The following is a 15,261-nucleotide window of genomic DNA, read 5'->3' as shown; positions in this document are numbered from 1 at the left end:
CGCAGCGGATGCAGAAGACCCGTACCTTCATGATAACGTCTATAAGTTTTTAGTTGTAGCGGTGGCCGCAAACTGCCAGCCATTTCCGCTATACCTTAAAGGAGTCAGCAATCTTAGTACGCGCTGAACTAGCCTGCGGTACACTGTTGATAAATGCCTTCCCTCAGGAAAGAGGATACAGAAATGGCTGGTACCGCGAGACATTTTTTCTTTGCTAACTTACCGTAATAGTGCTGCAAGCCCTGAAGTTTTTATTACCACCGAAGACCAGATTAGTTCTTGGTATAGTTATCGATGATTTTGGCTAAGTTCGGTACTGCATCTTCCACGTGCTTCTTAGCCGAGCTGCGGAGTTTATTGTACACGCCTCGCACGGTCGTGTTCTTGCTTCTCTCGATTTTTGCGTCAGTTATACCAAGCAATGCATCTGCAGTGCGATCGCGATTTTGGGTGAGGTGTTCAACTGGATTGCCGGTCTGTACACCCTCATTCCAAATAGGGTCGAGTGCCGTGAAGGATTCTGGCAGAAGCCGCTCAATGGCACCAGAACAATAATCCGGCGCAATTCCCTTTATAGCCGCATAGCCTGCTTTTATGGCGAGACCAGAAACTCCTTTCATTGAACCGACCTGCTCGTCTAGCAACTTTGTGCAGTCAGCCACGAGTATATTCTTTTTATCTGGGTTTACAAGACCATCAGTCAGTTTCATTTCGCTTCTCCTTAACGTCAAGGTGCCTAATTTCTATTCAACTAATTTGTCTAGCCAACAGGAAATTACAAAAAATTGTATGAGAGCTAGAGGTTACTCATCAACTGTTTCATGTTATTTCAACATATAAAAATCAGCAATAAGAAAACTAGAATTATTACTGACAAAGAGCGAAACAATTAGCCTTAGTCATTTCTAATTCTAAAAACACCGATTCTGCAATAGCCATTGATAAAGTTTCCATAAATGTTGCACACCTTCCTTGATTTATGCAACGTTTTTAGGAGACCGCTACTATCTTATAATTTGATTTACCCTAAACAATCCTAACCATTAGTAAATTTATAATGAGTTTTTTGTAAAATTTACGTAAAATTACAAGGTGCCCAAGTGCTTATTATTGCTTTAGCCTTCATGCCTCAGCCTTTCTGTACTAGTACAAGTCGGCGTAAATAAGGCGACTATTGTAAATCGCTCCAAAGCTTACAGTGTAAGCCTTTTAATTTCATCCTTTATCCTTCATACTTTAGCCTTTCTGTACTAGTGTAATTCCAAATTATTAACCAGCTTAAGCAAGTCCTTCTGACACTTTACGATGACCGATCTCAATTGCATCAACCCAAGAAATACTTTTCTCCATAATTGCAGCGAAAAAAGCCCTAGACCATCCTTTTGCTTTTCTAGCTTCTCTGATAACATTACCTGGTGGAGGCTGAATAACTAAGCACTAGTAGCAGTCGAGTGAGCAACAGGCACTGCAGCGTTATTAGGACTTGTGGAACGAATTAACATTGGGTCGTAAATTTGCAACTCTTGAATCCCATGCCAAGCAAGAGGAGAGCTAACATGATGAAGCTGATTGTCTGTGCCACTGACAATAACCGCGTAATAGCCTTGATTGATTTGGTCGTTGTAAAAGCGAGCCCGTTCATCTGGTAGCCCTAACCTCATGGCGTCAAAGCGATCGCTCACAGTAACACCCATTGACTGTTCTAATTGAGAAAAGTCTCTACAAATTAGGGAAATTTGGCTCAATGGGAAACCTATCGTGTATAAATAGTGAATTGCAGCTTCAGCATCGCCAATCTTGCTAAAGTAACCGATAGCGTGTTTGGTTAGATTCACACCCCTATAAGGAATGGCACTAGTCGGAGGAGTCGTAGAGACATAATCTGTAGTTTCATGCTTGCCGTTGGGGTAGTCATAAATACCAAACTCTTCAATACCCCAACGTAGTAAAATAGCTTTTGCTTTAGCAATTTCTGCATCTGTGCCATCTACGATAACTAAGTAGTGTCCGCGCTCTACTCGTTCGTTGTATCCTATAGCTTGCTCTTGGTGGAATTCCCAAACCAATCAATGCACCAAGCAAACTACCAGTAGCAGCACCAATACCAGCTCCTGCAAGAGTTGTAGCCAAGGCAGTTGCAGTTGCACCGGCGAGCATTATAGGACCGATACCGGGGATTGCTAAACTGCCAAGACCGACTAATAAACCAGCCAATCCACCCAAAGCACCACCAGAAATTGCCCCTACTGTTGCAGCTTCGTCAACTTTATCGCCAACGCGCTCTCTAATTGCAGTACCAGCAAGACCATCATTCTGGCTTGCATTCTGTGCAACCACAGCGACTTTCTCAATCGGAAAGCCAGAATCTCTCAATTCATACAGAGCGTGTTCTGCATCCAGACGATGAGTCAATACGCCTACAGCACGCCGATGTACACCTACGACCATTGTGACTCCTTAGTAGCAGGACAAAATGACTTATTCACAAATCTATTGATGCCGTTAATAGTATTTCTACATTTTTTTAGGAACTTCTTATCAATCTTTTGGAATAAGTTATGTATTTCTCAAGATTGATAAAAGTAGAGTTTTCAGTAACGCTACAAATAAAAATTAAAGACAGCAAACCTTATTTAGTAAATGTAAGGTTTAAGTAAAAGACAAAATTAGCATAAAATCTAAAGAGATACTGGTTTGAATACCTTACATTTTATCTAGAGACCAGTCACCAAAATTAGAACTTCTAGGCAAAGGATATTCTAAAAAGCCTTTTAATAGGGAGCTTTCAGCTTACGAATATATTTTTGAAATTTATTCCAATCCAATAAATTATTAACTTTTACTAAGGTCAAAAAAATGAATTCAATCTTCAGAGAGATGAACTATGTTGAATATTTTTTCTAATTTAAGTATCAAGAGCGAAAATTTTAAGGAACAGGATAATGCCACTTCAAAAACTTAGCGAATTCGATCCAGAATATGGCAATACTATTCAGGGTAACGATATTCATGGAATGAGCGTCTATGTTGAAGGAACTGACGATAAAGTTGGCACAGTCAGCGATGTAATGGTAGACGAGCAAGGTGCGTTCCGCTATTTAATCCTTGATTTAGGCTTTTGGATTTTTGGCAAGAAAGTCTTACTACCCATTGGTCGTGCGCGGATTAGCTCTAGCGCAAACCGTGTTTATGTAGTTGGAATGACAAAAGAACAAGCAGAAAATTTGCCCGAATACAAAGACGGCATGCCCCTTGATTACGACTATGAAGAGCGGGTGCGTGGGGCATATCGTACAAAACCTGTGGAAGCATCTTCCTCAGCATCTGCGGCTGATTTAGCACAACCAACAGTTGGTAGTGGCACTGCTTCTTACAACCGCAATACCTATAACTATTCGCAAGAGCCGGATCTGTACGATGTCAGCGGTCACGAAGACCAAACTTTCAAACTCTACCAAGAAAGGTTGATTGCCAACAAACAGCGCCGGAAAGCCGGAGAAGTCGCCCTAGGCAAGCACATTGAAACCGAAACTGCACGGGTTTCTGTTCCCATTGAAAAAGAGCGAGTCGTTGTTGAGCGAGTGACTCCACAAGACGCGGGTAGAGCTGTTGCCCCTGGTGAAGCTAACTTCACTGAAGGCGAAGTCGCTCGAATGGAAATCTACGAAGAAACTCCTGAGATCCGGAAAGAAGCCTTTGTACGGGAAGAAGTCAGAGTGCGGAAAGTAGTAGACCAAGAAACCGTTGAGGCTAAAGAAACAGTTCGGCGCGAAGAGTTAGATATTGACATGGAAGGACGTCCAATAGTGGATAGAACTGACCGCGTCTAACCTAGCTAAACCACATTTAAGTAGGAGTGGTTTCTATCTACTTGTATAAAAAGGACTTCAAGCAGATTGATGTCGCAAAAGAGTTAAAAAGCTTAGATAGGAGGTCAAATTGAGAATGGTTCAACAGCTTCGCAAAATTTTCGTAGCTTTAGTCTTGATTTTAGTACTAACAACAACTACAGCCTGTAGTGGTACGGTTCAAGCTAAACAACCAACGCAATTATCGCCATCCATTAGTCGTAGTGGGGACTATGCCCAGTTGGAACGGGGTAACACTACAGAGGGTCAGGATTTTGGCAGTTGGGTTGTTACAACAGCTAAGGGTATCGTTCAAGATGCCTATGTCCGCGATAACAACAAGTTAGGTGTTGTGATTGCACCTCAAGTTCGTCCGACAGAGGTACAACCACTGGCAAAATCTTTACTCCAAGGTTTTCATCGTAACTTCCCCAATCAAGACCTGACAGTTTTGGTATATGCACCAGACAAAAAACTGATTTTGACGGCTCAATATGATACGCAATCAAATCAAATTGAGTATAAATAATAACTTGATTTGATGAAAAACCGAACATTCTCTGTTAATAAGAAGTAGAAAAGGAGACAAGTACAATGAGCAGCAGCGAACAATACAGACGCCAAATTATGAATGACTTGGCTAAAGGAAATGTCGAATCCCTTGATGATGCTCCCCCATCCAATCAAACGAAAGAATACCAAAACTTTGACGATTTTGCTCAACGCTCATCCCATGATGAACGCCGTCAATTGTTTCGTGATTCTTTAAATCATAACAACATCCCTCCGAGCCAGATGGAGCCAGAACTTCAAAAGGCGATCGCTCAGATTCAGCCCAATCAACGTGATGATGTAGCGCGGGCGTTTTTCAAGCACTTAAAGCAAAGAGGTCTGGACGAGCGCCATCTGGAGCAACAGTTAGGGCTTTCCACCCATCACCCCAACCGGATGTCAGCTGATGATGTCAGCAAACTTGCGTCTTTTGTTTATCATAACCATCCTGATGTGTTCCAAGAAGTGATGGCAGAGCAACCAGCAATTATGAAGTTTCTCAGCAACCCATTAGTAGGAGCAGCTTTGGGAGCGATCGCTTCTAAGTGGTTTGGTCATCGTAGGTAAGCACTTATCCCATATATCCATGTTCCTTGGATGAATGCTTCAAAAGCCTTGGACAATCCCCAAAGTGTCATTGCCGAAACTGTAGGCGTATCTCTTAAATCAGTAAGGCATATTATATGGCTAGTGACTGAGCCCTTTACCAGGCTTATAACACTAGCCAATAAAACCTTTGGGGCATTTCCTGATTGCTAATAATATTGTTAGTCAACTCGAACGTACCCGCGACAATATTTTACACCGGGCACAAGAACTGCAATCCTTACGAGATAGCGTACTCTATCTGCTGAACTTATCCAACAAGAAACACAAAAACGCCTTTCTGCCATCAAAGAGCAAGCTCAAAAACAAGCAATAGAAACGAAGAAAACTGTTGCAGGTGCTGCTTGGTGGTTATTTAATACAGCTTTTGTATCTCTGGCGGCTTCAGCAATAGCGGGAGCTTTAGCAGTGTCTGGTTCCAATCTATTCAGTTAATAAGTGTTCTATCGAGTTCATAGTTAAGCCTCTTAATCGAGAGGCTTTTTTTATTAAACTTGGTTCAATGAATACCTTTGGCAATGCCATACCATGCTTGTTGAAATCACCACTTGGTATTTAGAAATGCTCGATTCCAAGCAACTACAGCCAGTACAGCCAAGAAACAATAAGCTGAAAATAGAGCAAGCAGAAATTCCTTCACCTGAATTCAGTCGCTTTCTTTATACCAGCGTGGGGGGAGATTGGTATTGGCTCGATCGCTTAAATTGGAATTATGAACGTTGGTTAGCTTATCTGAACCGACCAGAATTAGAAACTTGGGTTGCTTACGTTTCCGGTACTCCCGCAGGTTACATTGAACTTGAAGTTCAACCAGAGAAAAATGTGGAAGTTGCCTATTTCGGTATTTTACAACAGTTTATTGGGCAAAGATTGGGAGGGCACCTGCTCAGCGTCGGAGTAGAACGAGCATGGGCAATTGGTGCAAACCGAGTGTGGGTACACACCTGTAGTTTGGATGGTCCTTGGCTAGGTGCCTATGATTGAACTACATTCTACTTAGATTTGGTGCATTATATATTTTCCATTCTTGAATACCCAATTCAAGAAGGATGGATGCGGCTTGATGCAGATCCCTGTCAAAGCCTTCTATTAAGATTAAATACTCATCTTGAGATACTTCTTGGTTATAGATTTTAGCTACCTCTTCAGAGATATCCAAACTCATTAATGTACCAAGGAATCCACCAGTGACTGCGCCAATTGCGCTACCAGAAAAGGCTGTAGCCAGACCGGAACCTGCTACTGTTACAGAACCAATTCCAGGCATAAGCAACACACTAAAACCTACTAACAAACCTGTTACGCCTCCCCATGCACTACCTGCAATTGCACCCCGTGTAACAGCTTCTTTTCCGTTATTATCATTGGATACCAAGCTATTAGTATTGAGCGAATTGCTAATGGTAGCGATCGCATTCTCCTCAATACCGCTACCATCCCGCATGACTACAGAAACCTTTTCCATAGAAAAACCAGCATCTCGAAGTTCGTTAAGGGCAAACTCTGCATCGTAAAGGTTAGGAAATATGCCAAGAATACGCTTTTGTTTACCTGAGTTCATTTTTTTTTACAGTTACAAATGAGGCTAAGCAACTACAGCAATCCCCTGCAAGGTTGTGACACTCTCCTGCAAAGTCGTCCTTTGTCATTTATCAATCCTTCGTATTCATAAGGACAAATGACAGCCATAACAATCAGTTCACATTTTTTTACAGAATTGCTGTATTAAATTCGTTGTTATTTTTATTCTTCTAATCTTATATTTTATGAAATATATATTCATCAATCACCAGATATAAATAGAAAAATATCAACATATATAAATATGAAAAGATACCTATTTAATTAGGATTAAGTAGGTCGTCACACAAAAAAAGCTGTAGGTTGGGTTGAGGAACTCTACCCAACATTTAACCCGACATTCCCGACATTCCTAAAACCCAGAAAGACTTTCATAATTTTCTCATTAGATTTTGCAGTCACAACTGCTGCTCTTCTTCGTAAAACCAAATTTCTGCTAAAAGTGTTAAGCCAATAAGCCAGAGAAAGCCAAAACCTAATAATAAAAAGATTCCCATCTTTGCTATCTCCTCCATCTGCATTTCTCAAGTGCAACAGCAGAATTATTAAAATAGCAACACCCAAGCTTCTACTGACCTAGTAATTTCCTCTTCTTTATAACTTTACCTAGGGTTGTACCGCTCGCCTGTCCTGACGATCGGACTAAAGCTCGGTCACATTACCCTCCATAACTAATGGGAGGAAATTTAAGCGTTCGTCTTGGGCGCTGCTCTTGGTTGACGAGACAGATAAATAAACAGCTTTCTACCTCATTAAATCAATTCAACTTTTTACTCATGGCTGTTAAATCTGCCAGGGAAGCTATTAGCTTCAATTACTAAACTAACACTGCTATTGAGATAAGTATTCCTATTGAAACCAATCTTTACTTTCTGAATGAACAACTTTTAAACAAGCATTCTAAAAAATCTATCTCTTGTGGGCTGGGCATCCCTACCCACCAAAAAGCAATCTTTCAATGCCCGTGCTTTTGCTCCAAAAAACTTAACAATCCTTCTTCTATTGGTGTCAGATAAGGACGTTTCAATTCTCCTAGATGTCTTAAAACTGCATGTGCTGCGTCCTCCAGGATATTATGACTGCGAAGCCTAGTTATGCGATCGCATATCTTTTGCATTTCTTGACAATCAGAATCCGAATAATCTAGGGATTTGAGATGGTCGAATCTGACAACGTACTCTCCATCCCAAGCAGTCACAGTACAACTGAAATCATTGACTTGACCCACAATGCACCAGCATCCTCCCTTCCCTTTCAGTTCTGGATTGCCCTTGGAAACAAATTGGCAAACCTCACCAACTCGATAGGGATTGGGTACCCGCGTGCGCTGCATAATACGTTGAACGATGTCCTCGACAAGCCGACCTGTTGGTACCTTTCCACCTGCACTCTTTACCGCTAGATGCCAAGCCTCTTGCTGTTGTTCTGGTTCCAGTTTTGTCAAAGGTCGAACTTGACGCTCGTTGGTTGGCAAAATTTGTAAACCATTGGTTGACACGCCGGAACTTTGTAAACCATTGGTTGACACGCCGGAACTTTGTAAACCATTGGTTGACACGCCGGAACTTTGTAAACCATTGGTTCGTTTTGAACAGTTACGGCGGATGGGGGTGCGTACTGTTATGTTAACTGGGGACAACCACATTACGGCTTCTGTGATTGCTAGGGAAGCAGGAGTAGATGACTTTATCGCTGAAGCAAGTTCAGAAGATAAAATTGCTGTCATTGAACGGGAACAAAGAGAGGGCAAATTAGTAGCGATGACGGGAGATGGTACCAATGATGCACCCGCGCTTAATCAAGCCAATATAGGTGTAGCAATGAATACTGGTACTCAAGCAGCAAAAGAAGCCGCGAACATGGTGGACTTGGATTCCGATCCCACAAAGCTGATTGATATCGTTACTATAGGCAAACAACTGCTCATAACTCGCGGTGCTTTGACTGCGTTTTCTATCGCCAATGATATTGCTAAATATTTTGCTATTATCCCAGTTTTATTTACTGCGGCTAATTTACAAAGTCTCAATATCATGAGGTTAACTAATACAAATTCCGCTGTTCTATCGACTTTAATTTACAATGCTTTGATTCTTCCAGCATTAACTCCTTTAGCACTAACAGGTGTGAGCTTTAGACCCTTAAATGCTAATCAATTGTTACAACGTAATATCTTAATTTATGGCTTGGGGGGTTTGCTCGTACCGTTTATTGCAATTAAGTTGATTGATTTGTTTCTTACTATGGTGAGGTTGGTTTAATTAACTGTAGCGCAGGGAGGGAGGGAGTGAGGAAGTGAGGAAGTGACTAATGGCTAGTAGTTTAATAATCTTATGAAATTTATTATGTATATTTTTAAAGAAATTTCTAAAACAGTTCGTATTACTTTAGTACTCTGGTTATTAACTGCAATTATCTATCCTTTAATTGTACTTACAATTGGTCAGTTTATATTTCCCTATCAGGCTAATGGCAGTATTGTGCAGAATATCCAAGGAGAACAAATTGGCTCAGCTTTGATTGGTCAACAGTTTACCTCCGATCGCTATTTTCGTTCTCGTCCCAGTGTGGTTGAATATAGCCAAGGCACAAATGCAAAGACAACGGGCATATCTGGAGCCAGTCATCTTGCTCCGGGGAATCCAGCTTTGCTCAAGCGAATTACAGAGGAAATAACTCGGCTCAAAGACGAAGGTATTGAACCAGTTACCGATTTAGTTTATGCTTCTGGTTCTGGCTTAGACCCTCACATTTCAATACGAGCAGCACGGGAGCAGTTAGAGAGAGTTGCTCGTGCTCGTGGACTTAGACCAGATGAAATCTTACCTTTTCTAAATAGGTTTACAGAAGGTAGATTTCTACTGATTTTTGGTGAACCTGCCGTCAATGTTCTAAAGTTAAATTATGCCTTGGATTTGGATGAATTTAACCGCCAGCAAAATAGATGAGTTATTGGTCATGAGTTATAAATAATATGGCTATTGTCATAGGTTTAATGAGTGGCACGTCCGTAGATGGTATAGATGCGGCATTAGTTGATATTTCTGGAACAGATTTAGATATCAAAATCGAGTTGATAGCGGGTGCAACCTATCCCTACCCCGTACACTTGAGAGAACGCATCTTGGCTGTTTGTGCAGGAGCAGCCCTTTCTATGGCTGAGTTGGCAGAATTGGATGATGCGATCGCCTTTGTTTTTGCTCAAGCAGCACAAAGTATTCAATTTGGTCGCGAAAACGCTTCTCTAATTGGTTCCCACGGTCAGACAGTGTATCACAGGCCACCTCAGGGAGGAGCAGGGAAACAAGGAAGTCAGCGCGGTTCTCTAGTCGAGAGAGTTGAGGCGTCTTCCCCATATCCACTTGGTTACAGCCTGCAACTGGGACGTGGAGCGGTGATTGCCAATCACACGGGAATTACCACTGTGAGCAACTTCCGTGTAGCAGATATTGCGGTCGGCGGTCAAGGTGCGCCTTTAGTACCGCGTATAGATGCAGCACTACTAAGTGATTTTCACGAAGCTCGCTGTGTTCAAAATATTGGTGGTATTGGTAATGTGGCTTATCTACCGCCCCGTCATGACAGCAGTTGGTTGGAGAAAATTCGTGGCTGGGATACCGGACCGGGAAACAGTCTTTTAGATTTGGCAGTCAAGCATTTAACTGCTGGCGCAAAAACCTATGATGAAAATGGTGCTTGGGCAGCAAGTGGTAGTCCAAGCAATTTGTTAGTAGAAAAATGGCTCAGTCAAGATTATTTTCATTTACCACCTCCCAAATCCACCGGTCGAGAGTTATTTGGGGAATCCTATTTTCTGGATTGCTTAAAAGATGCGGAGGCGTACCAACTTAGTACAGCCGATATACTGGCAACTCTTACAGAACTGACGGCGGCTTCGATTGTTCACAGTTACCGCAGTTTCTTGCCACTAATGCCACAACGGGTGTTGTTATGTGGAGGTGGTAGCCGCAATCTTTATCTAAGAGGTCGGATACAGGAACTGTTAGCACCAGTGCCGGTCATGACAACGGATGATGTGGGTTTGAATGCCGATTTTAAAGAAGCGATTGCTTTCGCAGTGTTAGCCTATTGGCGGCAGATGGGGACTCCTGGTAACCTACCCACTGCGACAGGAGCAACTCAAGAAGTGCTTTTGGGAGAAGTTTATGAAGTAAATGGTAAGTAAGTTAGGGAGCATAAAATTCAGTTACGTAAGAATTACAGCCTAGAAGATATTTGTACAGCCGCCTTTTAGCAAAGCGAAAGGCGGGGTTTCAGACCCAATTTTCTGATGAGAAAGGACGAATGACAAAGGACAAAGGACGAACGGTTATACTTAACTTACTTTTTTCAATTCACGCTGTTCGCAAGCGAAGCAAGGAAAATACAAGGTGGCACACTCTTTTTTATTGGAACCGGGACGCTGGATTTTGCAAGGAACCTGGCTGGAACGTAATGGTATGCCAATCAGCGTCAAAGGCATGACTTTGGTTGCTTGGAATCGAGATAACTGGTTCACAATGGCGACAAAGTTGATATTTCCCGGTAGCGAACACTCAGAAATTGCTTTGCAATACAAGGGGCGTCTGGATCGAGGAGAAAGACAGTATACTTTTTTACTTCAACACAATTTATTGGGTCAGGTGGAAGGAGAAGGCTGGATTGGCATAGAGACGATAGTGCAACGCTACTGGGTACTTGGCGATCGCCAACGTCGTAGTGGCTTTGAAACCCTACATAAAGTGTCGGATAATACCTATTATTTAACAAGTGGGATTTTATCCGGTCATTTTTTAACCAGTACAATGGAAGCTAACGTAGAACGGCAAATAAATGTAGTTAAGAGTTAGTGGCGAATAGCGAGTAGTACCAATAAGCAATAACCGCTTACCACTAACTACTAACCGTGTTATTTAATGAATAAAAATTGGGAAAAATAAATAGTAACTAAAAAGAGTAACTAAAGTACGGGTTTGTACAAAAGAACTAAGTGTATTTACTAGTTCTACTAGGTTGTGCCAAATGCACATACCCAAAACTTCTAACCTGTGTGTACAGTAGAAACTTTCTAAAATTACTTAACCTTGGAGTCGAATTTCTTATGTCAGACCCCAACATTGGTCGCTTACTCAGCAAACGCTACGAGCTTCAGGACATAATTGGTACTGGAGCAATGGGTAGAGTTTATCGTGCTAAGGACACTTTGTTGGGTGGTGTACCGGTTGCGATTAAATTTCTTTCCCTATCAATTCAAAACCAAAAAATACGGGTACTAGAAAGGTTTGAGCGAGAAGCAAAAACCTGTGCCTTACTGGGGCAAAAAAGTATTCACATTGTCCGAGTGATGGATTATGGCGTAGACGAGAATGCTACCCCGTACTATGTAATGGAATACTTACAAGGGACAAACCTCAGTCATCTCATCCGCAAGCAACAATTGTCTTTACCGAGATTTTTAAGTATTGTACGTCAAATTTGCTTGGGGTTAAACTGCGCTCATAATGGCATTCCAGTTGAGGGCAAAATTTGCCCAATTATTCACCGTGATATTAAACCAAGTAATATGCTAGTCATTCAAGATGCTAGCTTTGGCGAGCTTGTGAAGGTTTTGGATTTTGGTATTGCAAAGTTACTATTGTCAGACTCTAATTATACTAACTATTATTTAGGTACTTTGGCTTATTCTTCGCCCGAACAAATGGATGGTAAGGAACTAGACAACCGTGCTGATATCTATAGTTTAGGAGTGATGATGTATGAGATGCTTACTGGTAAATTGCCTTTTGTAGCCACTAACCACTCTTTTGGAGCATGGTATAAAGTACATCACCAACAACAACCGCGTCCATTTTCTGAGATAGCACCTACGCTGCAACTGCCTTATGAGGTGGAAAATTTGGTTATGCGTTGCCTAGCCAAATCAGCAAGTTCTCGTCCTCAGAGTGTCGATGAAATTCTGAAAGTTTTAGTATCTCTTGAACAAAATTACGGTACGCGTAAAATTCCACCACAAGACGAAGTAGTTGCTTTGACACCTGCTAGTGCTTCTACCCTCAGAACGGATTCCGAGCAGAAGACAAAACCTGTTCTTCTGCCATCTATGTTAACTGATGAAATTGCACAACAAGCTGCTTGGCCCCCCAATAAACCTATTGCTGATATTGTTTTTCCAAAGCTGATCCGTACTCCTAATGAAGAGGTGATTGCAGCTTTGTGGGTCATGTTGCCACAACAAGAAATTGTCAAACGTTTATTATGTACCCGTTACAATCAATTTCTTTTTATTGCTTCTCCCCATCCCATGTTGTTGTGGATTACTCTGATACACAATCGCAAGCACGGTCCTAAATGGTTGCCATATTACCTTGATTTAAAAACAAGTTTTGGGCGAGAGGTGACTAACTTACTCGGACAAACAGGTTCTTACCGTTTGCTCTTCTTTTCTCGAGAAGCCCCAAGTCGCTGTGCCCACGTACTACTCTCTAGCATTGCACCTGCTCAACGGCAGCGTTTGCAGGATTGGGTTAAAATGAGCGCTACACTCATATCCTCTGCCGACCCGCAAATTAGTAAAAGTTTATTAAAAGCAGAGTACGAAAAGATAAAATCCCAAATTTTGGCAAAAATACAAGCTATTGATACGGATTCGCCATTTGACCTTTCTGCTTAAGGGAAATATACTTAATTGTTCTTATAACTAGTAAAGCATTGTTGACGGTTTTTATTACAAAATGTTAAAAACCCTGTATACAAGACGCTGTCTAAAGTTATAAGAAATATAAATAATCAACTTACTGGCTGTGAAAGACGGGTAAACTAAAGGCTGTGTGTACTTTCCTCGATATCTGGTGTGATGCTAAAAAAGGCAAAAGTAGGCAAATGCCTTGTCATTGCCTTTCATCCAGGTGTTTAGATAGGTATATGCACAATTCATACTCCATACCAAAGTTTTCACTGCTTTAAAGGAGCAGCCATGTTTCTAGTAGGGTAAATTATCCGTTATAAAACTTATACTAATGAGTTTTTTTTCGGAGTTGACGCCCCTGCATCCCCAGCCCTTTTCCTCCTTGGAACTGAGCAAGAGAAGGAGGTCGCCCACTGCGACATCAAATCTCTATGCCAAAGTGGAACCTGAGTCTAGCCCCCACTGGTGCTTGAGAAGCTCTTTGTAAGTGGCTTCGCGTACCACCATTTGCTCGTAAAGTTTGACTAAGAAGTCTTTTGCTTGGTCGTGACTCATGTTTTGAACTTGAGTAGCGAAGGAGCGGATACTGAATTGTTGTTCTAAAGTCAATTCGATGGGTTGGTTCATAAGTTCTCTCCTAAGAGAATAAGTTAATGTGATTTAGTCTTGAGAGTGATTTAGTCTTGAGAAGTCCAAAAGGGTGTTTCTGTGGACTGCGATTTGTCATACATTTGTTCTGCTGTATATTACAGAAGATAACAATTGTTTGACGAATTGCCCATACCCTAATGGATAATTTTTGGGGTTGAGCATCTTGCGGCTCATTCTAGTGATATAGACCCCAAGTCTGCTAAAGCAGATTCCGGAAAGTAAAAAGCTGTTGAGAAAGTCAAAGGTCTAGAAGGCTAGGCTGGTTATTGGCTTTCTTTGTTACTCTACCTTCCTCTAGTTCCCTTGCTTGTGGCAAGAGATAAGGGGTAGTAAATGTGAATTATATTCGCACTACCTTATAAGGTGCAAGATGTCAATTATACAAAATACGGTAATAAGCCTCCGAAGTTTTTAACTACGGAGGCTTATGAATATATCTATCAACTAGTAAATAAGAAAAATGCTCAGGCTGAACAAAATCGTAAGTGGGATATTTGGAAATGGGGACACCAGGAGCACAAGGTAGACAAGGTAGACAAGGTAGACAAGGGGGGAATTTCTACTGTGTCTTTGTCCGAGCGAGGATTTTTTCCATAGGGTTTAGTCAACTGTAACGATGACAACCGTAATGTTGTCGTGTCCACCGTGCTCTTTGGCTGATTCAATCAGGGAGTAAGCAGCTTTATCTGGCAAGGAGTTTTCTTGAAGGTAGGAAGCAATAACTTGGTCAGCGAGTTCTTCTGTAAGCCCATCACTGCACAATAGGAAGCGATCGCCTGCTTTAATATCTACTTGCTTGATATCGACTTGATGTAAATCTTCACGTCCCAAGCAACGAGATAACACGTGACGGAAGGGATGAACTCGAGCTTCTTCGGCGGTAATATCACCCATTTTCAGAGCGCGTGCTACCCAGGTATGGTCTTCAGTAATTTGTTCTAATTGAGACTCACGGAAACGGTACAATCTGGAATCCCCAACATGAGCGCACCAAGGCAGCTCCGAATTGCGAAACATGATGGTTACGACCGTTGTGCCCATGTCACCACGTTCCGGATGATTTTGCTGATCCCGCAAAATTCCCTCATTGGCTTTTAACAAAGCTTCCTCTAGTAACTGCTCGGAAGACTTGGAGGAGCTCCAATTTAGTGTGAGATAAGATTGAATTTCTTGTGTGGCAATGCGACTTGCTTGCTCGCCTCCTGCATGACCACCCATACCATCAGCAACTATAAAAAACCGCCCTTCAGGGTCAATGTAGTAAGCATCTTGGTTATTAGAACGAATAAGTCCCGGATCGCTTTTCCCGGTGGAGTTAATTTTCATATAGTTTCTACA

15 protein-coding genes and 2 pseudogenes are annotated in these 15,261 nt (G+C 41.8%); 10 read left to right on the top strand and 7 right to left on the bottom strand.

From position 1 onward, the window contains the following. Positions 1–272: 272 nt before the first annotated feature. The 3 genes from ACYRY3_RS21950 to ACYRY3_RS21940 all read right to left on the bottom strand — a co-directional run bounded on the left by ACYRY3_RS21950 (position 273) and on the right by ACYRY3_RS21940 (position 2,448). The gene (locus tag ACYRY3_RS21950; protein WP_460203758.1) at positions 273–710 is read right to left on the bottom strand and encodes a DUF6918 family protein; all 438 of its coding nucleotides are present in this window, start codon (positions 708–710) and stop codon (positions 273–275) included. 720 nt (positions 711–1,430) lie between these two features. Then, positions 1,431–2,066: a hypothetical protein gene (locus ACYRY3_RS21945; RefSeq protein WP_460203757.1), complete on the bottom strand. Its 636-nt coding sequence runs from the start codon at positions 2,064–2,066 to the stop codon at positions 1,431–1,433. Beyond that, the gene (locus tag ACYRY3_RS21940; RefSeq protein WP_460203756.1) at positions 1,963–2,448 is read right to left on the bottom strand and encodes a hypothetical protein; all 486 of its coding nucleotides are present in this window, start codon (positions 2,446–2,448) and stop codon (positions 1,963–1,965) included. The genes ACYRY3_RS21945 and ACYRY3_RS21940 overlap by 104 nt, the downstream gene beginning before the upstream one ends. A gap of 494 nt (positions 2,449–2,942) precedes the next feature. Here ACYRY3_RS21940 and ACYRY3_RS21935 point away from each other — a divergent pair, with 494 nt between their 5' ends. From ACYRY3_RS21935 to ACYRY3_RS21915, 5 genes and pseudogenes are all read left to right on the top strand, one after another. After that, positions 2,943–3,830 carry a DUF2382 domain-containing protein gene (locus ACYRY3_RS21935; RefSeq protein WP_460203754.1) on the top strand — a complete coding sequence of 296 codons (888 nt, stop codon included), beginning with the start codon at positions 2,943–2,945 and terminating at the stop codon, positions 3,828–3,830. A 109-nt stretch (positions 3,831–3,939) separates the two neighbouring features. Then, complete coding sequence (locus ACYRY3_RS21930) at positions 3,940–4,377, top strand: hypothetical protein (RefSeq protein WP_460203752.1); 438 nt, start codon at positions 3,940–3,942, stop codon at positions 4,375–4,377. 65 nt (positions 4,378–4,442) lie between these two features. After that, positions 4,443–4,967, top strand: coding sequence for a hypothetical protein (locus ACYRY3_RS21925; protein WP_460203750.1), 525 nt, complete (start codon positions 4,443–4,445; stop codon positions 4,965–4,967). Between the two features lie 187 nt (positions 4,968–5,154). Continuing rightward, positions 5,155–5,441: pseudogene (locus ACYRY3_RS21920) on the top strand (hypothetical protein); the annotation flags it as partial. Positions 5,442–5,534: 93 nt separating this feature from the next. Next, positions 5,535–5,990: a GNAT family N-acetyltransferase gene (locus ACYRY3_RS21915; protein ID WP_460203748.1), complete on the top strand. Its 456-nt coding sequence runs from the start codon at positions 5,535–5,537 to the stop codon at positions 5,988–5,990. A 1-nt stretch (position 5,991) separates the two neighbouring features. On the opposite strand, the gene ACYRY3_RS21910 is transcribed toward ACYRY3_RS21915, so the two are convergent. Both ACYRY3_RS21910 and ACYRY3_RS21905 read right to left on the bottom strand, forming a co-directional pair. Further along, the gene (locus tag ACYRY3_RS21910; protein WP_460203747.1) at positions 5,992–6,567 is read right to left on the bottom strand and encodes a DUF1269 domain-containing protein; all 576 of its coding nucleotides are present in this window, start codon (positions 6,565–6,567) and stop codon (positions 5,992–5,994) included. A 975-nt stretch (positions 6,568–7,542) separates the two neighbouring features. Further along, on the bottom strand, positions 7,543–8,061 hold the full coding sequence (locus ACYRY3_RS21905; RefSeq protein WP_460203746.1) for a hypothetical protein: 519 nt from the start codon (positions 8,059–8,061) through the stop codon (positions 7,543–7,545). A 109-nt stretch (positions 8,062–8,170) separates the two neighbouring features. Here ACYRY3_RS21905 and ACYRY3_RS21900 point away from each other — a divergent pair. The 5 genes and pseudogenes from ACYRY3_RS21900 to ACYRY3_RS21880 form a co-directional block, all read left to right on the top strand. Further along, positions 8,171–8,848, top strand: a pseudogene (locus tag ACYRY3_RS21900) (HAD-IC family P-type ATPase); the annotation flags it as partial. A gap of 84 nt (positions 8,849–8,932) precedes the next feature. Beyond that, complete coding sequence (gene kdpC / locus ACYRY3_RS21895; RefSeq protein ID WP_460203745.1) at positions 8,933–9,535, top strand: K(+)-transporting ATPase subunit C; 603 nt, start codon at positions 8,933–8,935, stop codon at positions 9,533–9,535. 26 nt (positions 9,536–9,561) lie between these two features. Next, the gene (locus ACYRY3_RS21890) at positions 9,562–10,773 is read left to right on the top strand and encodes an anhydro-N-acetylmuramic acid kinase (RefSeq protein WP_460203744.1); all 1,212 of its coding nucleotides are present in this window, start codon (positions 9,562–9,564) and stop codon (positions 10,771–10,773) included. A gap of 205 nt (positions 10,774–10,978) precedes the next feature. Then, positions 10,979–11,437, top strand: coding sequence for a hypothetical protein (locus ACYRY3_RS21885; protein ID WP_460203743.1), 459 nt, complete (start codon positions 10,979–10,981; stop codon positions 11,435–11,437). Between the two features lie 251 nt (positions 11,438–11,688). Beyond that, entirely contained in the window at positions 11,689–13,257 is a 1,569-nt protein-coding gene (locus ACYRY3_RS21880) for a serine/threonine protein kinase (RefSeq protein ID WP_460203742.1), read from the top strand. 444 nt (positions 13,258–13,701) lie between these two features. Here the strand turns inward: ACYRY3_RS21880 and ACYRY3_RS21875 are convergent, their stop codons facing one another. Beyond that, positions 13,702–13,899: an NblA/ycf18 family protein gene (locus tag ACYRY3_RS21875; protein WP_460203740.1), complete on the bottom strand. Its 198-nt coding sequence runs from the start codon at positions 13,897–13,899 to the stop codon at positions 13,702–13,704. A 624-nt stretch (positions 13,900–14,523) separates the two neighbouring features. Continuing rightward, complete coding sequence (locus ACYRY3_RS21870; protein WP_460203739.1) at positions 14,524–15,249, bottom strand: Stp1/IreP family PP2C-type Ser/Thr phosphatase; 726 nt, start codon at positions 15,247–15,249, stop codon at positions 14,524–14,526. Between the last annotated feature and the right edge of the window lie 12 nt (positions 15,250–15,261).

The sequence above is a fragment of the Scytonema sp. NUACC21 genome, assembly GCF_054684315.1.
Note: the sequence above shows the minus strand (reverse complement) of the source record. Positions and strands in the feature narration are given on the sequence as shown.